This window comes from Ruminococcus albus 7 = DSM 20455 (assembly GCF_000179635.2).
GTDB classification, from domain to species: Bacteria; Bacillota; Clostridia; order Oscillospirales; family Ruminococcaceae; genus Hominimerdicola; species Hominimerdicola alba.
In genome coordinates this window covers 1,513,446-1,537,641 of sequence record NC_014833.1, presented here as the reverse complement: position 1 = coordinate 1,537,641, position 24,196 = coordinate 1,513,446, and the positions used below count along the sequence as shown (strand labels likewise).

26 protein-coding genes and 2 riboswitches are annotated in these 24,196 nt (G+C 46.6%); of the genes, 6 read left to right on the top strand and 20 right to left on the bottom strand.

What is annotated here, in order from left to right; genetic code table 11:
* Positions 1-7: 7 nt before the first annotated feature.
* Positions 8-202 (bottom strand): hypothetical protein, encoded by a 195-nt coding sequence (locus RUMAL_RS06785; RefSeq protein ID WP_013498024.1) that lies wholly within the window; start codon positions 200-202, stop codon positions 8-10.
* Between the two features lie 201 nt (positions 203-403).
* A riboswitch (Fluoride riboswitch) is annotated at positions 404-478 on the top strand.
* Between the two features lie 40 nt (positions 479-518).
* Here RUMAL_RS06785 and RUMAL_RS06780 point away from each other — a divergent pair.
* Together RUMAL_RS06780 and RUMAL_RS06775 are read left to right on the top strand one after the other, a co-directional pair.
* Positions 519-1,724 (top strand): cation:proton antiporter, encoded by a 1,206-nt coding sequence (locus RUMAL_RS06780; RefSeq protein ID WP_013498023.1) that lies wholly within the window; start codon positions 519-521, stop codon positions 1,722-1,724.
* 346 nt (positions 1,725-2,070) lie between these two features.
* Positions 2,071-4,152: an elongation factor G gene (locus tag RUMAL_RS06775; RefSeq protein ID WP_013498022.1), complete on the top strand. Its 2,082-nt coding sequence runs from the start codon at positions 2,071-2,073 to the stop codon at positions 4,150-4,152.
* 96 nt (positions 4,153-4,248) lie between these two features.
* Here RUMAL_RS06775 and RUMAL_RS06770 read toward each other — a convergent pair whose 3' ends face one another.
* From RUMAL_RS06770 to iorA, 10 genes are all read right to left on the bottom strand, one after another.
* Positions 4,249-5,520, bottom strand: coding sequence for a bifunctional folylpolyglutamate synthase/dihydrofolate synthase (locus RUMAL_RS06770; RefSeq protein ID WP_013498021.1), 1,272 nt, complete (start codon positions 5,518-5,520; stop codon positions 4,249-4,251).
* A gap of 134 nt (positions 5,521-5,654) precedes the next feature.
* Positions 5,655-5,753: riboswitch (THF riboswitch) on the bottom strand.
* A 272-nt stretch (positions 5,754-6,025) separates the two neighbouring features.
* On the bottom strand, positions 6,026-6,196 hold the full coding sequence (locus tag RUMAL_RS06765; protein ID WP_013498020.1) for a DUF362 domain-containing protein: 171 nt from the start codon (positions 6,194-6,196) through the stop codon (positions 6,026-6,028).
* A gap of 360 nt (positions 6,197-6,556) precedes the next feature.
* Complete coding sequence (locus RUMAL_RS06760; protein ID WP_013498019.1) at positions 6,557-7,522, bottom strand: hypothetical protein; 966 nt, start codon at positions 7,520-7,522, stop codon at positions 6,557-6,559.
* Between the two features lie 79 nt (positions 7,523-7,601).
* Positions 7,602-8,036: an ACT domain-containing protein gene (locus RUMAL_RS06755; RefSeq protein ID WP_013498018.1), complete on the bottom strand. Its 435-nt coding sequence runs from the start codon at positions 8,034-8,036 to the stop codon at positions 7,602-7,604.
* A gap of 49 nt (positions 8,037-8,085) precedes the next feature.
* Positions 8,086-8,589 (bottom strand): DUF1877 family protein, encoded by a 504-nt coding sequence (locus RUMAL_RS06750; RefSeq protein ID WP_013498017.1) that lies wholly within the window; start codon positions 8,587-8,589, stop codon positions 8,086-8,088.
* Complete coding sequence (locus RUMAL_RS06745) at positions 8,586-9,899, bottom strand: phenylacetate--CoA ligase family protein (protein ID WP_013498016.1); 1,314 nt, start codon at positions 9,897-9,899, stop codon at positions 8,586-8,588. The genes RUMAL_RS06750 and RUMAL_RS06745 overlap by 4 nt, the downstream gene beginning before the upstream one ends.
* A gap of 226 nt (positions 9,900-10,125) precedes the next feature.
* On the bottom strand, positions 10,126-10,701 hold the full coding sequence (locus RUMAL_RS06740) for an indolepyruvate oxidoreductase subunit beta (protein WP_013498015.1): 576 nt from the start codon (positions 10,699-10,701) through the stop codon (positions 10,126-10,128).
* 61 nt (positions 10,702-10,762) lie between these two features.
* Positions 10,763-11,176, bottom strand: coding sequence for a hypothetical protein (locus RUMAL_RS06735; RefSeq protein ID WP_050793311.1), 414 nt, complete (start codon positions 11,174-11,176; stop codon positions 10,763-10,765).
* Between the two features lie 175 nt (positions 11,177-11,351).
* On the bottom strand, positions 11,352-11,768 hold the full coding sequence (locus RUMAL_RS06730) for a hypothetical protein (RefSeq protein WP_013498013.1): 417 nt from the start codon (positions 11,766-11,768) through the stop codon (positions 11,352-11,354).
* Between the two features lie 15 nt (positions 11,769-11,783).
* The gene (gene iorA, locus RUMAL_RS06725; protein WP_013498012.1) at positions 11,784-13,520 is read right to left on the bottom strand and encodes an indolepyruvate ferredoxin oxidoreductase subunit alpha; all 1,737 of its coding nucleotides are present in this window, start codon (positions 13,518-13,520) and stop codon (positions 11,784-11,786) included.
* A 392-nt stretch (positions 13,521-13,912) separates the two neighbouring features.
* On the opposite strand from iorA, the gene RUMAL_RS06720 reads away from it, so the two are divergent.
* Complete coding sequence (locus tag RUMAL_RS06720) at positions 13,913-14,194, top strand: DUF2325 domain-containing protein (RefSeq protein ID WP_013498011.1); 282 nt, start codon at positions 13,913-13,915, stop codon at positions 14,192-14,194.
* A 118-nt stretch (positions 14,195-14,312) separates the two neighbouring features.
* Here the strand turns inward: RUMAL_RS06720 and RUMAL_RS21260 are convergent, their stop codons facing one another.
* The 6 genes from RUMAL_RS21260 to RUMAL_RS06695 all read right to left on the bottom strand — a co-directional run bounded on the left by RUMAL_RS21260 (position 14,313) and on the right by RUMAL_RS06695 (position 18,704).
* Complete coding sequence (locus RUMAL_RS21260; protein ID WP_013498010.1) at positions 14,313-14,489, bottom strand: FeoB-associated Cys-rich membrane protein; 177 nt, start codon at positions 14,487-14,489, stop codon at positions 14,313-14,315.
* 15 nt (positions 14,490-14,504) lie between these two features.
* The gene (feoB, locus tag RUMAL_RS06715) at positions 14,505-16,919 is read right to left on the bottom strand and encodes a ferrous iron transport protein B (protein WP_013498009.1); all 2,415 of its coding nucleotides are present in this window, start codon (positions 16,917-16,919) and stop codon (positions 14,505-14,507) included.
* Between the two features lie 49 nt (positions 16,920-16,968).
* On the bottom strand, positions 16,969-17,187 hold the full coding sequence (locus RUMAL_RS06710; protein WP_013498008.1) for a FeoA family protein: 219 nt from the start codon (positions 17,185-17,187) through the stop codon (positions 16,969-16,971).
* A gap of 13 nt (positions 17,188-17,200) precedes the next feature.
* Complete coding sequence (locus RUMAL_RS06705) at positions 17,201-17,413, bottom strand: FeoA family protein (RefSeq protein ID WP_013498007.1); 213 nt, start codon at positions 17,411-17,413, stop codon at positions 17,201-17,203.
* A gap of 285 nt (positions 17,414-17,698) precedes the next feature.
* Entirely contained in the window at positions 17,699-18,103 is a 405-nt protein-coding gene (locus tag RUMAL_RS06700; protein WP_013498006.1) for a flavodoxin, read from the bottom strand.
* A gap of 19 nt (positions 18,104-18,122) precedes the next feature.
* A complete protein-coding gene (locus RUMAL_RS06695) occupies positions 18,123-18,704 on the bottom strand; it encodes a DUF3793 family protein (RefSeq protein ID WP_013498005.1) in 582 nt (193 codons plus the stop codon).
* Between the two features lie 258 nt (positions 18,705-18,962).
* On the opposite strand from RUMAL_RS06695, the gene RUMAL_RS06690 reads away from it, so the two are divergent.
* The 3 genes from RUMAL_RS06690 (at position 18,963) to RUMAL_RS06680 (ending at position 20,451) form a co-directional block, all read left to right on the top strand.
* Entirely contained in the window at positions 18,963-19,331 is a 369-nt protein-coding gene (locus tag RUMAL_RS06690; RefSeq protein ID WP_013498004.1) for a metal-dependent transcriptional regulator, read from the top strand.
* Positions 19,332-19,345: 14 nt separating this feature from the next.
* Positions 19,346-19,603: a heavy-metal-associated domain-containing protein gene (locus RUMAL_RS06685; protein ID WP_013498003.1), complete on the top strand. Its 258-nt coding sequence runs from the start codon at positions 19,346-19,348 to the stop codon at positions 19,601-19,603.
* A gap of 68 nt (positions 19,604-19,671) precedes the next feature.
* A complete protein-coding gene (locus tag RUMAL_RS06680; RefSeq protein ID WP_013498002.1) occupies positions 19,672-20,451 on the top strand; it encodes a ZIP family metal transporter in 780 nt (259 codons plus the stop codon).
* Positions 20,452-20,518: 67 nt separating this feature from the next.
* Here the strand turns inward: RUMAL_RS06680 and RUMAL_RS06675 are convergent, their stop codons facing one another.
* The 3 genes from RUMAL_RS06675 to RUMAL_RS06665 all read right to left on the bottom strand — a co-directional run bounded on the left by RUMAL_RS06675 (position 20,519) and on the right by RUMAL_RS06665 (position 24,083).
* Positions 20,519-21,961, bottom strand: coding sequence for a hypothetical protein (locus RUMAL_RS06675; protein WP_013498001.1), 1,443 nt, complete (start codon positions 21,959-21,961; stop codon positions 20,519-20,521).
* A 62-nt stretch (positions 21,962-22,023) separates the two neighbouring features.
* Complete coding sequence (locus RUMAL_RS06670) at positions 22,024-23,121, bottom strand: serine hydrolase (RefSeq protein ID WP_013498000.1); 1,098 nt, start codon at positions 23,119-23,121, stop codon at positions 22,024-22,026.
* Positions 23,122-23,327: 206 nt separating this feature from the next.
* Entirely contained in the window at positions 23,328-24,083 is a 756-nt protein-coding gene (locus RUMAL_RS06665; RefSeq protein WP_013497999.1) for an N-acetylmuramoyl-L-alanine amidase, read from the bottom strand.
* Positions 24,084-24,196: the final 113 nt, after the last annotated feature.

Sequence of the window (24,196 nt, the reverse complement as noted above, 5' to 3'; positions counted from 1 at the left end):
CTCCGTCTTATTTTGCAAACTCAGCTATATCCTCATCGGATATCTCCGCACCCGTATCCCAGCCGCGGCGGTATGCGGTCATATCAGGCACCTTTACACTCCTGCCGTTATCGAGTATAAGTGTCACCATAGGTTCCTCGCCCTCGGCAAAGCCCTCACATCCGTTATCAGGTTCAATGAGATCTTTAATGATATGTTTCATAATATCCATACCTCCGTTTTGATATGTTAATAACTTACTGATTATGATATCACATTCTGTCAACATTGTCAATTCGGAAAAATCATCACGTTCATACATCACACCCCGAGTGTACGAATTTATATTGGTTTATGCGGCAGTGTCCCGAAGGGATAACAAAAACATATTGACAAAGCCGGTGAACTGTGGTATATTGATAATATATCGTATGGGAATGATAGTCTCCCGAGGTTTTACCTGAACTGCTTATTCTGAGCTGATGACATCTGCAATACGCGGATGCTGTCGGCTTTTTTATTTTTTCGGAGGTGTATTTATGCTGTTTTCTTTTGCTGTGATATTTCTTGCAGGACTTGGCGCAGGGGCGCTTTTTCAGATGATGAAACTACCGAGGGTCATAGGTATGCTGGCTGCGGGGATAGTCGTGGGACCTTTTGTACTGGGGCTTCTCGATGACAAGGTGCTGTCGGTATCAGGTGAACTCCGTCAGACGGCGCTCATCATAATCCTTATAAAGGCAGGACTGGCACTTGATCTTTCAGACCTGAAAAAAGTCGGACGGTCGGCGGTGCTGATGAGTTTTCTTCCTGCCTGTTTTGAGATGACGGGGTATCTTATATTCGCGCCCTTTCTTCTCGGGACTTCGCTGACTGATTCGGCTTTGATGGGTGCTGTACTAAGCGCTGTATCCCCTGCGGTGGTAGTTCCGCGCATGGTATCTCTTATCGAGAAAAAGCGCGGCACCGAAAAGGGCATACCGCAGATGATACTTGCAGGGGCATCATGCGATGATGTATTTGTGATAGTGCTGTTCTCGACCTTCCTGACAATGGCGCAGGGGGGTGGTGCGAAACTTTCGGGGCTGCTGGACATTCCTGTTTCGATAGCACTGGGACTTCTGCTGGGGGCTTGTGCGGGCATCATGGTGTATATGCTGTTTGAATATTCTTTCAGGCGCGGCATGAAGATCCGCGGCAGCATTAAAGCGATAGTACTGCTTTCGGCAGCTTTTCTGCTGATGACCGCTGAGAGTGCAGCCAAGCCTTACGCAGCAGTTTCGGGACTTTTAGCTGTGGTGGCTATGGCTTGCGTGCTGAAGCTGAAAAGCGAGGTATCTGTTACGAAAGGGCTTTCGGAAAAGTTTGGTAAAATATGGATAGCAGCAGAAGTTATACTCTTTGTGATGGTTGGGGCTGCTGTGGATATAAGGTACACCCTTTCGGCAGGGGCTTCTGCGGCGGCTATGATATTCATAGCCCTGATATTCCGCGCCGTGGGCGTTGTGATATGCACAGCAGGAACTAAGCTTGATATCAGGGAAAGGCTTTTCTGCGTTATAGCCTACCTTCCGAAAGCTACAGTACAGGCAGCTATAGGTTCAGTACCTATGGCTGCGGGGCTGTCCTGCGGAAAGACCATACTTTCGGTGGCGGTAATGGGTATAATACTGACTGCGCCCCTGGGTGCGATAGGTATAGATATGACTTGTGACAGGCTGCTTTCCGATGACCGAAGATCCTGAGATATGTCGGAACTGACAAACAGTACGGCGATGTCAGCGGTATTATGCATTATAATGACATCTCCATAAGGACTGAACATGGTTCGGAGGGACATATTAAAAACTGCTTTCGGGAGAGTGAAATTCCTGAAAATATGTCAAAAAGACACGTTTCTGACCCAAATGTAAAATATCTGTTTTAAATTTTGTTCATAATCACGAAAACTTTTTTCGATAATGCTATTGCTATTTTGACTAAAATAATATATAATTATGTTATGCAGTTGAGGTTTTTGTGTATATTCACCATCGCAAAACTCACACTGAAAATATAAAGACGTAAAGTCACAGATAGGAGCGAATCACATTGAAAAAGTTTGACAGTACAAAGATCAAGAATATTGCCGTTGCAGGTCACGCAGGGTCAGGTAAGACCTCACTGACAGAGGCTTTGTTATATAAGAGCGGAACAGTTGACAGACTTGGCAAGGTACTCGACGGTACCACCGTTTCGGACTACACTGCAGACGAGATAAAGAGAAAATGCTCGGTATACACTTCCCTTTCCGTTATGGAAACAAGTGATCTGAAAGTTAATCTGCTTGATACTCCCGGTCTGTTTGACTACGAGAGCGGCATGGTAGAGGGCATATACGCAAGCGGATGTGTGCTGATAACCGTATCGGCAAAGTCGGGCGTAAAGGTCGGCACTCACAAGGCTTACGAGTGCGCTAAGAAATTCGGCAAGCCCACCATGTTCGTTGTAACAAAGATAGATGACGAGAACGCTAACTTCAACAACGTGCTTACACAGTTAAAGAGCGAATTCGGTCCTACCGTTTGCCCTGTTGTCGTACCCGTCATCGCTGACAGAAAGATAGTAAGCTACATCAATCTCATCGAGATGAAGGCATACAAATACGTGGACGGCAAGGCTGTTGAAACAGATATGCCCACAGCTGAGGTATCCGAGAAAATGGAATACCGTATCGACGGTCTGATTGAGGCTGTATCCGAGGCTGTTGCCGAGACCGATGAGGAACTTATGGACAAGTTCTTCTCGGGCGAATCCTTCACACAAAAGGAACTCATTGACGGTATACACAGAGGTATGAACTCCGGTGTCATCACTCCTGTTACCTGTGTATCCTCCACCGATCTTTCGGGTGTTGATATGCTGCTGAAAGAGATCGACCTGCTGCTGCCTCCTCCCTCGGAGAAGGATGCTATGGTAGGCGAAACTGCAAGCGGTGATACGATCGAAGTAGAGTGCAAGGAATCGGATCCTCTGGCAGCATTCGTATTCAAGACAGTTGCGGATCCATTCGTTGGCAAGATGTCGTTCATCAAGGTATTTGCAGGTGTACTGAAGCCCAATATGGAGATAGTAAACGCTACCACCGGCAGCACCGAAAAAGTCGGCAAGCTGATGACCCTGGTTGGCAAGAAGCAGATAGATATAACCGAAGCAGGCGCAGGCGACATCGTTGTTGCAAGCAAGATGAACGTCAACACCAATGACACTATCTGCGATGCATCGAGAGTTGTAAAATTCGAGGCTATCGAATTCCCGAAGCCTTGCTACAAAATGGCTGTAAAGGCTACAAAGCAGGGTGATGAAAGCAAGATATCCGCAGCTATAGCAAGGCTGCTGGAGGAGGATCTTACTCTTAAATATGAGCTTGATCCCTCTACTAATGAGATGATACTCTCAACACTGGGCGGTCTGCATCTTGATTCCGTACAGGGCAGACTAAAGAGTGATTTCGGTGTGGATATGGACGTGGTATCGCCTAAGATAAGCTACCGCGAGACTATCCGCAAGAAGGTCAAGGTACAGGGCAGACACAAGAAACAGTCGGGCGGTCACGGACAGTACGGCGATGTATGGATAGAGTTCGAGCCTTGTGTATCTGACGATCTGATATTCGAGGAGAAGGTATTCGGCGGTGCTGTGCCCAAGAACTTCTTCCCCGCAGTTGAAAAGGGACTTCAGGAGAGCGTAAAGAAGGGCGTGCTGGCAGGTTTCCCTGTTGTGGGACTTAAAGCTATACTGGTTGACGGTTCTTACCACCCTGTTGACTCTTCCGAAATGGCATTCAAAATGGCAGCTTCCATAGCTTACAAGGAGGGTCTGAGACAGGCTGAACCTATACTCCTTGAACCAATAGGTGCGCTGAACTTAATTGTACCCGATGACAATACAGGCGACATGATGGGCGAGCTGAATAAGCGCCGCGGCAGAGTCCTCGGCATGAACCCCACCGATAAACACGGTCTGACCGAGATAGTAGCAGAAGTTCCCATGGCAGAGATGCAGGACTTCACCCTGACCCTCAGACAGATGACACAGGGCAGAGGAAGCTTCACATTTGAGAAGGTAAGATACGAACCCCTCCCCGCAAACCTGGTGGCTGATGTAATCGCTAAGAATGCAGTGACCGATTGATGATACCAAAAGCTGTGTGACCCGCTGTCACACAGCTTTTTTATGGCTGACAAAAATGCCCGGCTTTAAAGCCGGGCATGGTTTTCAGTATATTTATTATTGGGATATCCTGTCAAGGCATACTGTGAACTCGCGGTACATATATAGCGAGCCCAGTGCGATAAGTGGGATATCCTTTTCCTTTGCGTAGGAATATGCCGCTTCTACACCGTCTGAGAGGACTTCAAAGCTTTCAGCTTTTATACCATTAGCGGTGAATACCTCAGCAAGCTTACTGCTGTGGAGGGCACGGGGATTATCGGGTCTTACAGTGAATGCCTTATCTATATATCTGCCAAGCATATCGGCATACAGCCCGTATTCCTTATCAGCCATTACACCTATGAGTATCGCTGCCTTTTCAGTGAAAAAGCGTGATATGGTATCAGCCGCGAAACGTATGCCGTCGGGGTTATGTGCACCGTCGAATATAACATAAGGGTCACGGCGGAGTATTTCAAACCTGCCGTGCCATTCAGTTTTTGCAAGACCGTTTTCAAGGGCTGTATCGCTTATCTCCAGCCCCATATCCCTGAGTATATCCACGCAGTGAAGTACATTCAGGATATTATCAGTCTGGTAACTTCCGCACAAGGAAGTTTTCAGCCGATGATCCTTCCATACCAAACTGATACCCTCAAGACTGCAGCTTACATCCGATATACAGTCAGGGTCTTTTAACGAAAGGGGTGCATCATATTCCTCAGCCCTGCGCCTGATGACATCAAGGGCTTCACTGCTTTCACCGCCGAAATACACAGGACGGCAGCGCTTGATTATACCTGCCTTGTGAGATGCTATCTCTGCCAGGGTATTTCCCAGGAAACGGCAGTGATCGGACTGTACATTGGTTATTACAGACAGCAAAGGTGAGGTCATAACATTAGTAGCATCCGTATCTCCGCCCATGCCGCATTCAACAACGGCGATATCGCAGTTTTCCTTGGCAAACAGAACGAATGCCGCTGCAGCAAGCATCTCAAACTCAGTGGGCTTATCCTCCATAGCATCTGCCATGGGAGCAATTATACCGATGATATCGGCAAATACCTCCTCGCTTATCTCGGTGCAGTTTATACGGTAGCTGTCGGTCACCGAGGTTATGGCAGGTGAAGAAAATCCGCCTGTGATATAGCCCTGTTCGGAAAGCACAGATGTCAGCATAGCCCCGAATGAACCTTTGCCGTTAGTTCCCGATACGTGTATTATCGCCACATTTTCCTGTGGATCACCCAGCCGCCTGAGCAGTTCCTTTACCCGTTCAAGTCCGAACACGCTGCCTTTTCCCGAGGCAAGCTTCAGATATTCCAGTGATTCTTCGTAAGTCATTTTCTCACCCTTATCCTCCGTAACAGACTTTATAAGCCTTTAATGCAGTTATCGGATCGTTTGCGTGCATAAAAAGGCCTCCTTTTCCTCACTCATACGACAGAAAAGAAGGCACAGTGCTTTATTTTGTCCTATGAAGCGGGATGCAAAATACGAAGCGCAAGCTCATGCTTTTCATCTGACTGACAACTCCCCGTTCAGCCAACACTTAACGAACGTATTTTTACTCTTCAGTTTAGTAAACTGTATACTGGTTTATTTTACCATAATTATACAGCTTAATATGCTTAATATTATACCTCATAGCAGCAGCTTTGTCAATATTGTTTTTTATATATTTTATTTCTGAAATTAGTATATTTTATTACATGGCAGTTCCTTCAGCATATCACTTGATGCGACTGTATAAGCCGGTACTTTTATTGATATACAAAACATAGCATTCAGTACGAAGGCAAAAAAATATCCGTCCCCATAAAGGAACGGATATCGTGTCTGCTAAAAATTATTCAGCCTGAGGAGCGCCAACAGGACATGTACCTGCACAAGCACCGCAATCCAGACAAGCAGAAGCGTCGATAACGTACTTGCCGTCACCCTCGGAAATAGCACCTACAGGGCACTCAGCAGCGCAAGCGCCGCAACCGATGCAATCGTCACTAATCTTATAAGCCATAGTAAAATACCTCCTTATAGTCCTTGAAAGAGATACTGACCGCTGATGCGGTTCGTTCTCTCCGTATTCTATAATAGCACATTTTCACAAATAGTCAAGGGCTTTTATGAAAATTTAATGAAATATTAATAAACGATTAGTTACAACTAACTAATTCAACAGTTAGTCTTCACTAATTGTTTTCCCTCTTCCGCATTTCACCTGTGAATGTAAGAAATAGTCAGTAAATACGTTGTTTTTTACTTATTCCGATTTGATGTATATTTTTCATTGACCTATATATCCTGTCGGATATAGGGTATATGGCAAGCTTTGTTGTTAGCCTTGGTTAACATTTTATTCACAGACTTCCGAGTACTATTATTCCTCAATGTGTTCGGTATGTTCACAGGTGATGACATTACTGACACGGACCGTCTTGTCGCGTACAAGGTCGCGTGCTTCTATCCATATCTCCAAATTGCTATTGTATGCACCCGATACATAACAATCGGTATCGTTATTAGCAGGACATTCCGCTACAAACCTGCCGTTTTTTCTGAAAATATAGTACATCATAGGCAATTCGGATTCGTCATCACAGATGAGATCACGGTATATCATACGTGTTTCGGGATCGAACTCCAGAGTTATGACCTCCTGCGATATATCATCCACATTTCCGACACCGTCAATATTTGCGATAATTCTGGAATTACTGTAGACCTTGAATTCGTGATCGGCATAGCGGTAGATACCATTGTTGAGTTTTTTCATGTCCTCATGTGATATCTGACCAATGGTCTTCTTGGATAGGGTAACAAAGGCGTATTCGTTTTCGGGCCATTGGTTTCTTGAGTATCTATAGGAATAATTTGCGAACATGGGCTTACCCGTATACCCGATTTCAACTTCCTCAGAATCTATATCTGCGTTCAGCTTCGTAAGCAGATCTGCCACACGAAATATAGGAACGCCCTTGCAGCCTGCGGATTCTGCCTGAACATCACAGCCCGTATAAATCGGGAATAAAAGCAGCCAACCCACCGCAAGCAGAACTGCTGCGATAATACTTTTGCGCCGCGAATTGTTCTTGCTGCCGCTTAACTTGCGAAATAACCATGCCGCAAGCATAGTAAGTATGAAGATAAACACCGCGCCTGCTGCATGATATTCTATCAGCGTTACGCAGTACTTTTTCATCTGTAAAAGACCATCTGCACCTATCAGTGTTTTGGGTGCAAATTTGTCCTTAACAACGGACTCTGCGATAAACAGCAACATAACAAACGGCATTACAGCCAGTGCACTTATGGCGCAGGCTTTATCAAGTTTTCTGTCTCTCATTTTTTGTCTCCGTTATATGAAAACAGCGCTGCCAAAGCTGCTATTATAAGCAGTATCAGCAGCGCATATCGTCTATTTATCAGAACTTTGCCAGATCATCAGCAGAAAGCAGCTTGAAACCTGCATCGGTCAGCGCCTCGATAGCATTTTCGTTGCTGTCAACGCGAAGTATCAGGCAGGCTGTAACATCAGAGGGATTAAGGAATGCGGAGTACATATACTCAACGCTTATGTTAGCCTTGTAGAGGGTCTTCATTATAGCTGCCATTCCGCCGGGCTTGTCCTCAGCAGTAACGGCTATAACGTTTGTCATCTTGACGAGATAATCTGCTTTTTTCAGGCACTCGATAGCCTTGTCGGTATCGTCAACGATAAGTCTTAAAATACCGAAATCACTGCTGTCAGCAGTAGTTATCGCACGTATATTTATATTGCCGTCTTTAAGTGTATGTGTAACGTCCGACATTCTGCCGGGCTTGTTTTCAACAAATATAGATAACTGCTTTATTGTCATTTTCTGACCTTCTTTCTTATTTATCGTTTACTTGTGTAAGTATCTCTTTCTATTGGTCGGCCGTAAAAAGCACCCACAGACCATGTTCAGCCGCATATCTCCAGAAACTCAGACTATCCTGCAGATATTCCAGAGTATACTCAAAGTCTTCTTCGCCCTTGTCTTCGTACTCATCGGCAGGTATAGCAAAGTACCTGCGCTTGATATCACTGTCTTCAAGACCAAGTAAAGCTTCATAGACTTTTCTGACTTCGTCCGGAGTTTTCGCTGTTATGATGTAATCATCGTGGTCATCATCGAAGTACAGCACCTCACCGCCGAGAACAGCCTTTGCCAGAGGTCCTTCACCGCCAAAGCAAAGCGTACCGTCTGTCAGCAGGCGGTGCATAGCGTCCCATGACTTGTCAAGTTCGTATGTGCGCTCGGGATATTCCTCAAAATACTCATCTTCCAGTTCCTCGGATATATATCCGGGACGTTCTTCCAGCGGCATATCTCCGAGTTTTCTGACAACATCTTCGGGAACTGCAAAAAGCACACCAAGACAACTCATACCAGTTTCCTCTTGTCGATAACTCTTACAGCCTTGCCCTCGGAACGCGGGATGCTCTTAGGCTCAACAAGGCTTATCTTAGCCTTTATGCCGAGTATCTGTACGATATCAGCGCTTAGCTTCTTTTCAAGCTCGGATACGGACTTTATGGTATCACCGATCATATCGTCTGTCAGTTCTACCTTGATCTCAAAGGTATCAGCATTACCTATTCTGTCAACTACGATCTGATAGTTGGGCTGTGCCTTGAAGTCCTTCAGCAGTACAGTTTCTATCTGGGACGGGAATACATTTACGCCCTTGATTATCAGCATATCATCGCTTCTGCCCATAGGCTTACACATCTTGATGAGTGTTCTGCCGCAGGAACATTTTTTGCGGTTGAGTATGCATATATCCCTTGTGCGGTATCTAAGCAGGGGGAATGCTTCCTTGGTGATACTTGTGAACACCAGCTCGCCCTTTTCGCCCTCGGGAAGAACTTCACCGGTTTCGGGATCTATTATCTCAGCGATGAAGTGATCCTCGTTTATATGCATACCTGTCTGCTCTTCACATTCAAAAGCCACACCGGGACCGGAAGTCTCTGTAAGACCATAGATATCATAAGCCTTTATGCCCAGGCTCTGCTCGATCTGCTTGCGCATCTCCTCTGTCCAGGGCTCAGCACCGAAGATACCTGCCTTGAGCTTGATATCATCGGGAGTAAGTCCCATTTCCTGCAGTGTTTCGCCTATGTATGCCGCATAGGAAGGTGTACAGCAGAGTATGGTAGAACCAAGATCCTGCATGAACTGTATCTGTCTTTCGGTATTGCCTGAGGATACAGGCAGTGTCAGACATCCCACCTTATGAGAACCTCCGTGAACTCCCAGACCGCCTGTGAAAAGTCCGTAGCCGTATGCTACGTGTACAACGTCATCCTTTGTACCGCCTGCTGCTGTGATAGCGCGGGCAACGCAGTTCTCCCACAGATCAACATCGTTCTGGGTATAGAAAGCAATCGCTCTCTTGCCTGTAGTACCGCTGGTAGCGTGTATGCGAACGCATTCTGACTTAGGCACTGCCAGCAGACCGTCAGGATAATTGTCTCTCAGGTCAGCCTTAGAGATAAAAGGCAGCTTGTGGAGATCGTCGATACCCTTGATATCATCGGGAGTAACTCCCTTTTCCTCCATCAGATGACGGTAGTAAGGAACGTTATCCCATACGTGTCTTACCTGCTTGACAAGCCTCTCACTCTGGAGAGCTTTCATCTTATCGAGTTCCATAGTCTCGATATCCTTGTTCCAATAGATCTTCTCAGCCATTGGCTCACACTCCTTCTGGTAAGATATGTACGAATATCCATTCCATACCATATATTACCGATATTTTCCTTTGTAAATTTGATATTTTAAACCGCTAAATCGCTTTGGTTTTTAGTAAACGACATAATCCCTATAGTTCAGCCAGACGGTCTGATCTCATGAAACTTATGCCGTTCACTCTGACAGCCGTTACGTGCAACGGCTGCACTTATCCGATAGATTATTTTCAGACTGCTGCTCTGCCGAGAGCAAAAGCCTTCTTGTTAAGCTCCAGGAACTTAGCAGGAACGCAGCTTTCCAGTGCTGCCTGCCATACGTCCTCGGAAAAGTCCATTTTCATGGACACAACACCCATGAGCACAACGTTTGAAGCCTTAGCTGTACCTGCCTGTTCAGCCAGTGTCAGCGCATCAACGTCAACAACGCTGATACCCTGCTTTTTCAGCTTGCCGATGATATCATCGGGATATACAGCAGTACCGTTGATAACGGGCATTGGGTCTATCTGCTGGGTAGAGGTTACTATATGACCGCCCTTTTTCAGGTACTGCACATATCTTGCAGCCTCAAGTGTCTCAAAGCTGATGATGATATCAGCCTCGCCCTTTTCAACAACTGGTGAATACACCTTATCGCCGTATTTTACATAGGTAACTACCGAGCCGCCGCGCTGGCTCATGCCGTGTACCTCGCTGACCTTTACATCAAAGCCCTGCGAGAGCAGTACATTACCTAATATCCTTGAAGCCAGCAGCGAACCCTGTCCGCCTACGCCGACTATCATAATAGACTTAGTTTCCATTTATTACAACTCCTTATAGTTAACGTATATTATCTTAATATCGCCGTCTTGGTTCCGCATATCACAGACTCGGGAATTTTCTTCTTGCCCAGAAGAAACCTAATATCGTAAGTATGTAACCTACGAGCAGGTCAAGATAGAAACGTCCTTCAATGCCGAACATCTTCAGCAGACGCAGCACCTTATTGAAGCACTTGCCAAGAGAATACTGGGGTGCAAGCTTATGGAGCTCTATCGCCCAGTTCATACGTGTGGAAAAATACACCGTGGCAACTATTATCACGAATACAATTGCTGCACCTATCCTGCTCATACCTTCGCCCAGCAGCTTGTACCCCATTATGGTACATATACATATAGCTGCTCCGCCAAGACCAGCCATAATGCCGAGGGCACCGATAAGACACCAAACACCCATTCCAAGGAATGCACCTATAAGTGCGCCTATCGTCCCTTTTATTTTATTATCATACATTTTAATATCCTCATATTTTTTCCAATGCAGATCCGTTCTGTATGTATCGCCGAAATACATTCAGATCCCGCAAAGCAGACATTTATATCAATGACTGCCCATAGGTACCGATCCGGATACTGCAGTATAGATCATATACATCATTCACTCTTAATTCCGGTAACAGTATTTAAGTTCATCTCATCTTTGCCATCAAAACGACTCCGCCGAAAAAGGTTATCAGGTATCCAACAACAAGATCCTTATAGAAAGATCCGGATGCTGCAGCCAATTTGATAAGCTTCGGAAGCATCTTGTAGCACTCTGAGACCGACATATCGGTTGCTCTTGAAATGGATATAGCCCAGTTAAGTCTTGTAGCCACGTACACAGATATCAAAACTATTACTGTCGAGATTATAAGTCCTACCTTGCTCATACCTTTCCCAAGCAGATAATATCCGCCGTAAGCACCTAAAAACAGTGCAACACCACCGATCACAGCCACTCTGCCAAGAAGCCCTATAAGACACCACAGACCTATTGCAAGTGCTGCACCTATCAAAGCACCGACGGTACCGGCTACCTTGCTGTCATCATTATCAAAATCCATATATTTACCTCACTGTTATTCTTCATTTCCCTTGATAGCGCCCAGCTTGCACATCTCGGTGCAGATACCGCAGCCTACGCACTGAGTATGGTCTATGACCATCTTGCCGTCGTGGATAGATATTGCCGGACATCCGATCTTCAGACACTGCTTGCAGCCTACGCACTTGTCCTGATCGCAGTGGAGTGCGGGCTTGTGCTTAACGTATTTCAGCAGAGCGCAGGGTCTTCTTGAAATGATAACGGAAGGTTCTTCCTTTGCAAGTTCTTCCTTGATGACTGCTTCGGTTTCAGCCATGTGATAAGGATCAACTACGCGTACGCTCTTGATGCCGATAGCGTGGCAGAGTTCTTCAAGATTTACAGCAGCAGCAGGGTCGCCCTTGAGGTTCTTGCCTGTGGTGGGGTTCTGCTGATGACCTGTCATACCTGTTATGGAGTTATCCAGTATGATAACTGTGGAATTTGTAGCGTTGTAAGCTATATTAACAAGACCTGTCATACCGCTGTGCATGAAAGTGGAATCACCGATAACAGCAACAGACTTCTTCTCAGCATCAGCGCCCAGTGCCTTGTTGTAGCCGTGGAGTGCGGATATGGAAGCGCCCATGCATATAGTGGAATCCATAGCGCACAGAGGAGCGGTAGCACCCAGTGTATAGCATCCGATATCGCCCGATACAGTCACTTTCAGCTTGCTCAGGCAGTAGAACAAACCTCTGTGAGGGCAGCCTGCACACATAACGGGGGGTCTAACGGGAACAGTGTCCTCGAATGTATCGAACTCTGGCTTGATACCCAGTACCTTATCCCTGATGATGACCTGATTGATCTCACCCAGCCAGCCGAAGAGTTCCTTACCCTGACATTCGATACCGTTCTTCTTGCAGTGTGTTTCGATAACGTCGTCGAGTTCCTCGATAACGATTATCTTCTTGCACTTTGAAGCGAAGTCCTTGATGATATTCACAGGCATGGGGTTAACGATACCCAGCTTCAGGTAGCTTACCTTGTTGCCCAGTGCTTCCTTTGCGTACTGGTAGCAGATACCTGCGGTAACAACACCGATCTCGGTATCATTATACTCAACTGTATTGAGGGGGCAGTTCTCGCCGTACTCAGCGATAGCTCTCATCCTGTCCTCAACGATCGGGTGTCTGCGGATAGCGTTGCCGGGCATCATAACGTACTTGGCAGCGTTCTTCTCGTAAGGTATAGGCTCGCGCTCTTCCCTGTCGCAGAGTTCAACTGCAGACTGTGAATGTGCCACTCTTGTGGACATTCTTACTATAACAGGCACATCGAACTTTTCGGAAAGCTCGAATGCCATCTTTGTGTACTCCTTGCACTCAGCAGAATCGGAGGGTTCGATCATCATTGTCTTTGAAGCCGCAGCGTGATGACGGGAATCCTGTTCGTTCTGTGAAGAATGCATACCGGGGTCATCAGCAACAGCGATGACCATACCGCCTGTAACGCCTGTATAGCCTGCGGTATACAGCGGATCGGCAGCAACGTTAAGACCAACGTGCTTCATTCCGCAGAAGCTTCTTACACCTGCGATGGAAGCGCCCAGTGCCACCTCCATAGCGACTTTCTCATTCGGTGCCCACTCAGCATATATCTCATCATACTTAGCAGCAGCCTCGGTTATCTCGGTAGAGGGTGTACCCGGGTAAGAAGAAACGACCTTACAGCCCGCCTCATAAAGACCTCTGGCAAATGCCTCATTACCAAGCATCAGTTTTTTCATAGCTCTCTTTCCTTTCATGCAGGACTGCTTTATGCAGCCTTCATTTCGTGTGATACGTCAAAGATAAATTATACCTTATAGATACATAAATTTATTATATCATACTCAGCCGCGAATTGCAAGAGGTATGATATAAGTTTTTTAGACCATAAAATTCCATATCGGTATTGAATGACGCTCCGATAATCATTTGATGCAGTTTGATAAGTACGCTTTTAAAGAGATGTACTGTTACAGTACAGATGTATCGTGTCAGCGGGCTGATTAAATAATTTGAATAAAACTCTTGACAAATCAGATGCTCTATGTTATAATATTGTCGGTTAGTTACTGCTAACCGTTTTTAGAAGTACTTAGTTAGTCTTATATAACCACAACGAAAGGAGTATAAAATGAGCGTAGTTATAGTAGGCGGCAACGACCGTATGGCAGGACGATACAAGGATATATGCAGTTCATACAAATGCAAGTCAAAAGTATTCACCCAGATGCCTGCCGATTTTGAAAACAAGATAGGCAAACCCGATCTTGTTATTGTATTCACGGGAACGTGTTCACATAAAATGCTCGGCGGTGTGAAAAAGCACACAGAAAAGTCGGGCACACCTGTAAGACATCTTCATTCATCAAGTGCAAGCGCACTGAAGAACCTTCTCAGCGAATACAGAAGCTGACAACATACAAATGCTGCACGGCGGTAAGCTGTGCAGCATTTTTTTGTATGTAAGAACCCCCGTATCCACGATCAGGATACGGGGGTACTCTGCAGAATATGGGAGATCATATTTTGGCTTATTTCCTGCCGGCATGGCACTTATCGTGAAGTGCACAGTGCGCACAGCCGCTGCCGCAGCTGCTCTTTCCGGACCTTTTATCCTTTATCACACTGCGCACTGCTGCAGCTATCACTGCAGCAAGTATTATGATAACGATTATGTTTCCAATATTTGCGCTTAACCATGCCGTCATTATTATTCCTCCTTATCAGGAACCTGCAGCAGCAAGCTTGCTGTCGAGTTTTGAAGCCTCTTTGTATGGACGGAGCAGCATATATACCATGCAGCCGAGAACAGCTGCTGCAAATATTACTCCGATGATATTGCCGTTTCCTGTGAACAGACCGCCGAACTGATTTATCATAAATGCAGCAGCATAAGCAAATCCGCACTGATAGCCGATAGCGAACCATGTCCACTTTGCATTGTTCATCTCACGCTTGATAGCACCGATAGCTGCAAAGCAGGGTGCGCACAGCAGGTTGAATACAAGGAAGGAATATCCTGTGATGCTTGTGAACTGTACTGCCAGTTCCTGCCATACAGTCCTGTCTCCTCCGCCGTAAAGTGTACCCATTGTTCCGACGATATTCTCCTTAGCCACAAGACCTGTAACAGAAGCCACAGCTGCCTGCCAGTTGCCCCAGCCAAGAGGCACGAATATCCATGCTATAACACTGCCGAGTTTTGCCAGGATAGATGAGCTGAGTTCTTCTTCCTCCAGCATACCGAAGCTGCCGTCAACAAAACCGAAGCGGCTTGTGAACCATACAATTACCTGCGAGATGAGTATTACTGTACCTGCCTTCTTGATGAAAGACCAGCCGCGCTCCCACATGGAACGAAGAACGTTCTTGAAGGAAGGGAGATGATATGCAGGAAGCTCCATAACGAAGGGTGCAGGGTCGCCTGCGAACATCTTTGTCTTTTTCAGCATTATGCCTGATACGATTATAGCCGCCATACCAACGAAGTACGCCGAGGTAGCTACCCATGCAGCACCGCCGAATATAGCACCTGCTACCATAGCGATGAAAGGTACCTTCGCGCCGCAGGGAATGAAAGTCGTTGTCATTATGGTCATACGTCTGTCACGCTCGTTTTCGATAGTACGGCTCGCCATGATACCGGGCACGCCGCAGCCTACACCTACAAGCATGGGTATGAAGGATTTTCCCGAAAGACCGAACTTACGGAATATCCTGTCAAGTACAAATGCTATACGTGACATATATCCGCAGGCTTCAAGGAATGCCAGCATCAGGAAGAGTACCAGCATCTGAGGAACAAATCCCAGCACCGCACCAACACCTGCGATGATACCGTCTATGATAAGACCCTTGAGCCAGTCGGCTGCACCTGCTTTGTCAAGAGCTTTTTCAGCCAGTGCAGGTATCGGGGGGATGTAAGTACCGTAATCAGCAGGATCGGGCTCATCACCGATCTTTTCTACACTTGCCAGCGCATCTTCATAGTCGGCAATAGCAGCGGTCTCCTCGGAGATCTCCAGTGTTTCCTCGTCTTCAACTTCGTAAGTGAATTCACCTTCGGGGGCTGTGCCGTTTGCTTCAACATAAGCGTCATAACCGTCTATGATAAGCTGAGCATTTGCGTACTCCTCCGCATCAGCCTCATACTCAGCCGTACCCCTGCCGAACAGATGGAATCCGTCCTCACCGAAAATATTATCATTGGTGAAATCCGTCAGAGGTGCGCCCACACCTACCATGGCTATCCAGTACACAGCGAACATTATCGCTGCGAATATAGGCAGACCCAGCCACCTGTTCGTAACTACCTTGTCTATCTTGTCCGAAGTGGAAAGTGCGCCCTTGTTCTTCTTATTGTAGCATCCGCCGATGATACTTGTTATATAATTGTATCTCTCGTTGGTTATCAGGGATTCGCTGTCATCATCAAGCTCCTTTTCCACCTTTTCGATATCCTTGTTGATGTGAGCCAGCTTTTCGCCCTTTATGCCCAGCTTCTCTATGACCTTATCATCACGCTCGAAAAGCTTTATGGCGTACCATCTCTGCTGTTCCTCGGGAAGTTCATGAACGCAGGCTTCTTCGATATGTGCGATAGCGTGCTCGATAGCAGCATTGAAACGGTGTACAGGTCCGCCGTGTTTTGTTTCGGCAGCCGATACAGCAGCTTCAGCCGCCGCGGATATGCCGTCGCCTTTCAGTGCAGATATCTCCATGACCTTGCAGCCCAGTGCCTCGCTCAGCTTTGTAAGGTTTATCTTATCACCGTTCTTGTTTACGATATCCATCATATTAACAGCACATACCACGGGTATACCTATCTCGGTAAGCTGAGTTGTCAGGTAAAGATTTCTCTCAAGATTAGTGCCGTCGATGATATTGAGTATCACGTCGGGATGCTCGTCTATCAGATAGTTACGCGCTACCACTTCTTCAAGTGTGTACGGTGAAAGGGAATATATTCCCGGCAGGTCAGTAACTATGACATCATTGTGTTTTTTCAGTTTTCCTTCTTTTTTCTCAACAGTAACTCCGGGCCAGTTTCCCACAAACTGGTTAGAGCCTGTCAATGCGTTGAACAGCGTGGTCTTTCCGCAGTTGGGATTGCCCGCCAGCGCAATTTTTATGCTCATACTTATTCCTCCATTAGTGTTAGCTCGGGCTAACTTATATACAAAAAAATCAGAGCACTTCTATCATTTCGGCATCTGCCTTGCGGATAGAAAGCTCATAACCGCGTACCGTGACTTCTATGGGATCACCCAGAGGTGCTACCTTGCGCACCGTCACAGAAGCGCCCTTAGTAAGACCCATGTCCATTATCCTGCGCTTTACAGCGCCCTCACCCGTCAGCTTTTTAACGGTAACGGTATCACCGATCTTTGCTTCTTTCAGCGTCATTTTCTCTTCCTCCTTACACCATGATCTTCATTGCCAGTTCGCGGCTGACTGCCACCCTTGTTTCCTTGACGTTCACTATGAGATTTCCGCTCATCACAGAGATGACCGTTACTTTTCCTCCCACAGCAAATCCCAGATCTTCAAGGTGCCTGCGCACTTCGGCAGTACCGCCTATGCGTGAAATAGTGTAACTTTCGCCTGCATTCGCAGATAATAATGGCATCATCTTTACCTCCCCATTTTTGTTAGGAGTCGCTAACTCCATATAATATGATACATCTTCGGCAACTCAATGTCAATACTTATAAACAGATTTTGTCGGAATAACAAAGAAGTTAGCCGAGTATAACCTTTGCTTTTTGTCAATCTATATAATTTAGATATACCGCCGTCATACCCTGCCGCATTCCGGACATTGTGCGGTATAACACAGTATATCAAACTGCAAAGGCTGCCGCAATATCACGGCAGCCCTCACATCAGTATCTATAAAAAGGTTTGAGTGTATGCTTTAAGCAAGCTTTTTGCCCAGCTCGCGGCACTTTGCAAGTGCATCCTCATCAGGGGTATTGTTGCAGATAAGACCCTCGCCGTCTACGATCTCCGCACCTGCAGCCTTTACTCTGTCCGCCCACAGACGCATCCATTCGCCGTCGCCCCAGTCATAGGAACCAAACAAAGCAAGCTTCTTGCCGCTAATCTTACCCTCGATACCTGCGAAGAAAGGCTCGAACTCAGTATCCTCCAGTTCTTCTGCACCCATAGCAGGGCAGCCCAGTGCAAGTGCATCATACTCAGAAACATCACCGTCAAATGCAGATACCTGCACTGCGGATACTCCTGCGCCCTCAGCAACGGCATTTGCCATAGCCTCTGTATTACCTGTTCCGGACCAATAAATTACTGCTGTTTTCATTGTATAGTACCTCCTTGATCTATGCCACCGCAGTGACATCAGCTGCGCAGTTACGCAGCTTTTTTCCATTTCTCAGTTCTCTGCAAAGGTGAAGCCTGCAATTCTCGAAGCGTTCAAACATCTCCTTGGCTTTTTCAACATCGCCGTATACCTTCCATGTTCCGCAAAGCTTGCAGCCTTGTCCGCAGTTAGCGATGAAGCCCTTGACATCCTCCAGGGGATATCCGAGGAATATACCTATCTCATGCGGGAAATCCTTCTCACCAAGCCTGCTGCAAAGCCTGTCGATGCACTGTACGGTATCCCACGAATCAGCATAACCGCATCCCGCCAGAAAATCTCTTATATCCCTGTCGGAAAGTGTCTTCTCCAGCAGTACCTTATCGTACACGTATACAAGCATACGTCCCGATGATCTTGTGACCGATCTGGCATTTATCCTGCTGCCGAAATATCCGTCCGCAAAAAGACGTTCAACCTCATGAAGGTCGTATTCTTTAGCATTGAACGCAGGCAGACTTCCGCACTTGATACCCATAAGTGTAGGCGCTGCATGGAACGCCATAAGGCTCTCTATTTTTCTTCTTTCCTTAGCAGACATCTTGTTCTCCTTCCCTTGCGTTAGGTTAGCTTAACCTAACCTGTTGCATTTATTATACCCTCTATCTTACCCAAAGTCAAGGATATTATTCGCATTATCATGATTTTCGTAGGAATGACAAAGCGTTTGTTTAAACTAACCATTGATTTTGTGCAATAGTTAGATTTTACTAACTACCTCTTTCAAAAACGTTGACATCTTTTTTTAAGGGTGATATGATATATCCGTCGATAATGAATCCCCGAAGGAGAAGTATATATGCTCACAGAACCACAGAAAAAATACCTTATAACCATATATCTTTTAGGACAGAACGGTGAACGTGTACGCACCACGGATATTGCGGATTATCTCCATGTTGCCAAGGCAAGCGCCGTTAAAATGTGCAAAAAGCTCATCGCAGAAGAACTTATAATAAAAGAGCCCTACAGACAGATAACCCTTACCCAGAAAGGAGTATCCGAAGCAAACGGTCTTTTTACACCCTGTGTCATCATTCAGGAACATCTCGTATCAAAGATCGGGCTCACAGCCGAAAAGGCAGGCGAGATAAGTATGCTGATAGCTTCCTGTGCAGATGAAGAGACCGTAGAACAGATCGTAAGCTATGCACTTTCACAAAAATAGCAGGAGGTGGCGGTATGTATAAGACTACCGTGAAGATAGACGGAATGATGTGCTCAATGTGTGAAGCCCATATCAATGATGCTTTGCGAAATAAGCTCTCCGTTGATAAAGTTTCCTCATCCCATAAAGCAGGCGAAGCTGTTATCATAAGCGAAGACCCCATTACTCTTGATGATATAACTTCCGCCCTTGCAGACAGCGGATACAGCGCAACAGGCTTCGTATGTGTCCCATACGTCAAAAAAGGAATATTCGGCAGACTCCACAAGTGATACAACACTATTTGATTTGGTATGTCAGTCGTATAACCATAATATACAATATAAGGACGGGTGATATTATGAAGGATGTTACTATCGGTCTGCTGCTGCCGTTTATGGGTACTGCCCTCGGCTCGGGGGGAGTATTCTTCATGAAAAAGCAGCTCAGCAGAAATGTCAGCCGCGCTCTTACAGGATTTGCGGCAGGAGTTATGACCGCCGCCTCGATATGGAGCCTTATAATACCCGCTATGGATATGTCTTCTGATAAAGGCAAACTGTCCTTTGTACCTGCCGCTGCAGGCTTCTGGGCAGGAGTGCTTTTCCTGCTGCTGCTTGACTGCGTGATACCTCATCTGCACATGAATGCCGACAAGGCAGAGGGTCTGCCTTCGCATCTGGCACGTACAACTATGATGGTACTGGCGGTGACTCTCCACAACATCCCCGAGGGCATGGCAGTTGGTATAGTCTACGCAGGTCTTATGTCTGGCACAGCCGAAATGACAGCAGGCGGCGCACTGGCGCTCGCGCTGGGTATCGCCATACAGAATTTCCCCGAAGGTGCCATAATCTCCATGCCCCTCCATGCCGAGGGCAAATCACGCGGCAAGGCTTTCGTACTGGGTGTGCTTTCGGGTGCGGTAGAACCTGCAGGCGCTGTCCTGACCATACTATCTGCAGGACTTATACTTCCGCTGATGCCCTATCTGCTCAGCTTTGCAGCAGGTGCCATGATGTATGTGGTAGTAGAAGAACTCATTCCCGAAATGTCCGAAGGCGAACATTCAAACATAGGCGTACTGATGTTCTCAGCAGGCTTCACCCTTATGATGTCGCTTGACGTTGCACTGGGGTGATATACATAACACCATATAAACAGACCAAGGGGGCTGCTTCACAACAGCCCCCTTGGTCTATCATTTATCAGAGCACCACAGGCTCATACTCTATCCTTATCTTAGGCAGCTTCTCAATGGTCTGATAGCTGTTGAACATTCCGTCCTCCGCACCGAGATCATTTTCACCGCTTGCAGGGGGGGCGAATATCCTCAGTGTCAGGTCAGCCTCACCCTCAAGTCTGTTATCGTAGAATGCGCTCATCAGATCTATGACCTTCGCTTTCGGTGATTTGTAGAACCACTTTCCGTTTATCTCGATCATCAGATTGCTCTCATCCTCAAAGGTCAGCTCACAGAAATGTGGGTCGCCCTCAAAGTGTATCGGTATCTCCAGACCTTCAGCGTCCTCGGAATTTCCCCATCTGAGCTTCGCAGGAAAACTTACCTCTCCGCCCCTCTTCATCTCGGGCTTGAAGAAATCATCATGTAATATCTCCCTGTAGGTCTTCATCACAGGCTGTTCGATACCCACATTCTGATTGTTGGGGTCTTCTATCTCCAGACCCAGTCTGCCTCTGTCACGGAACTGATAGAAAGTAAATCCGCTGAACCATTCATCGGGATCTTCTTTCAGCATATCGCAGAAGCCCTTTACCATGACCGCCTGATCGTAAGCTCCCGTAACATCGCCGTCAGCGTTGAACTCGCTCATTACCATGGGCTTGCTGACACCGCCGTTTATCACCTTGAAGCGCTCATAGCTCCTCTTGGTCATATCGTAGGTCAGTGCTACCTTGTCGCGCTTGTAGCTCTTGACTTTCTGATCTTTCAGCGCCACATCAAAAGGCCAGCCCCAGTGCAGTGCCATGTACTTGTCCACCGACCATATATCCGTATCCTTTACAGACTGTGCGAACTCCTTTTCCATGACTATCTCTTCCGCTTTCGGATCCTCGATACCGCCTGTGCAAAGCACCATCAGTACATTTGGCGCTATCTCATGTACTATCTTCACGAACTTGCAGTAAAAATCCGCAACGCCCTGATAGGTAGTCCTTTTTGTAAAGCTGAACCAGTTGCCCGTATTCTCGTGATTCACTCTCAGGAACACTCTTCCGAAGGTCTTCAGATCCTCAGCGATAGCCCTTATCTGTTCATCGGATATATTAGGATCGGCAGTCAGTGTGAGAGTAACGTCCTGACCGTGTCGCCTTATATCCCTCATGCAGGTGAAAGGTTCACCCTCCCTGTTGCCCTCAAGTCCGCCCTTGTAGGTGAAGTAATCATCATAAGGGTAGTCCCACTGGAACTTGACTTCCGCATCCTTCATCACTTCCGATATCCTGCCGGGAAACTCCTTGTCCAGCGGATAATAGCAGTACATCAGGCTTATGCTCCTGTGAGGTCTGCCCAGCTTGTGAAGTATGTAATCCTGATCTACATACTCTCCTCTCTCCGAACCGTCACCCAGATCCAAAGCACATTTAGCCTTTCCCATGTGGACCGAATATACCTTGTATTCGTTCATAAAAATCCTCCATTCCACCAGTCCGTGGTATATATTTCAACTGATGAAGTTACTTGCCTTCATCATTCCTTCTCTTCATTTTCAGGTGCCTTCGCTATCAGTGAATTGATATCATCAAACACCACCGCCAGATCCTTGAACACCTTGCAGCTCTCCTCCGTTTCGGGATACTGCTTTGTCATTATGCAAAGTACAAAAGGGGAATCCGCATAAACTATGGCACAGTCGTTGAAAGCTTCCTCCTGATAGTCCGAACCGTACTTCTGCGCCACCGTGTACTTGTCCCCCAGCGCCGCACCTATCTGTATGTTCAGCTTTGCATTCTTCATAAGCTTTATGAGCCACTTGCCGTTCTTGTCCTTCTTCGCAAAACGGTATATGTCCTCATAATCCTTCATCATATCATCCGTATTGCAGAAGGTGAATATCCACTCCGCATTGTACCCCAGAGTATAGTTTGAACCTATCTCATACTGATGATTATTGAAATCCCCTGCGCCGTATCTCAGGCATAAAAGCTGATAGGCTGTATTATCACTGTCCAGAATTGTGTACTCTATAAGTTTCTTCGCCGTGAATTCCTTGCCGTACTCCTCATTCACGATGCCCTCATAGTCACCTTCCCACTTGGTGCTCAGCGGTATCTTCTCTTTAAGGTCTATGCCCTTAGCCAGCAGTGATTTCACATAGGGCGCTTTAACGCAGCTGCAGGTCATGTACTGATCGTACTGCCTGTAACCTATATATGCACCCGTATCCATATTCTTGTATGAAAACGATAGCGGGAAGTATGACTCGTTGCATATCTCCTGCAGCCTGTCAAAGCACTTCTCCAGCTCATCGTTTGAATACACCATATCTATATCGCTCACCGTAAAGCCGTAGCCTCCGCCCACGGTGCATTCCTCAGCTTTCCTGGGCTTTTTTGGTGCTTCGGACGAACTGTCTTCCTGCTTGCTTTCAGTATCCTCGACCGCAACAGGGGTCAGTACCTCAGGCTCAGCCTCCGATATTATCTGCACAGAGGTCTCCGCCGCCGATGATATATCCTTATCATTTTTGCTCTGTGCCGTATCAACATTTACAGCCGTACCGCATCCAGCCAGCACAAACGCCAGCATATACCCGCAGGCAGCCGCGCCTATCCTTTTGATATACATAAATAACCTGCCTTAATATGCCGCTTTATGAAAGTTATACGGCATTGTTAAAATATGAGGCTATGTACCTCAGTCATAGTCGCTATATCGATATGCAAAAGAGACACCTCAAAAGCTATATAAAAATATTATACCATAGATTTCTAAAAAAGTAAAGCATATTCCGACAATTTCTGACATTTCAGGACAGCATATATCTCAGTGTACTATCCCCCTGCCTCTGTGCTTTCAGCCGCCATACCGCTTCGGTACTCCATCACCCCCGACATTATGGCAAAAGCGACCTTCTTACGGTATCCTGCATCCTCCAGCTTTGCCGCTTCTTCGGGGTTTGAAAGAAATCCGCATTCCACCATCACCGCAGGTGTTTCAGTTTTGTCAAGCAGATAAAGCTCGTCATCCACCGCCTTTGTCTCCCTTTCGTTATCGGGCTGCAAAAGGGAAACGAACTGCCGCTGCACCGCCTCTGCCAATCTGCCGCCCTCGCTGTTTCTCCGTGAATAGAACACCTGCGCTCCGCTGTATCTGCTGTCCGTGAACTGGTTCTGATGTATTGATAAAGCAATTCCGCCGCAGCTGTCAAAAAGTGCCAGCCTGTTTTTCATATCCGACTGCTTCTGCTTTGAAAGCCCTTCTGTACCCTCATCGTATATCGAACGGTCATCCTCCCTGGTCATAGTCACCTCATATCCCATTATCTCCAGCATATCCCGTTCCGTAAGCGCGATATCCAGGTTTATCCCCTTTTCAGCCGCACCATTCACCGATACACAGCCACCGTCTGCACCGCCGTGTCCCGGGTCAAGCACCACCTGCGGACGTTCCATACCTCTATCTGCCGATGCCCCTGTCACTCTTTCCTGTGCCGCAGCCCCAAGGATATCTCCTGCCCATAATGATCCGCATATTACTGCAAATGCCCCGCAGCTGATAATTATCCTCTTTTTCCTTGATATGTCCATATAAGTACCTCCCGATGTTGTTTACTTGATTATATGCCGGATATAAAAAAATATGGCTGCCGACTGTTATGATATGTTTTTCAGGGATATAATACCTCAAAAATATACACAAA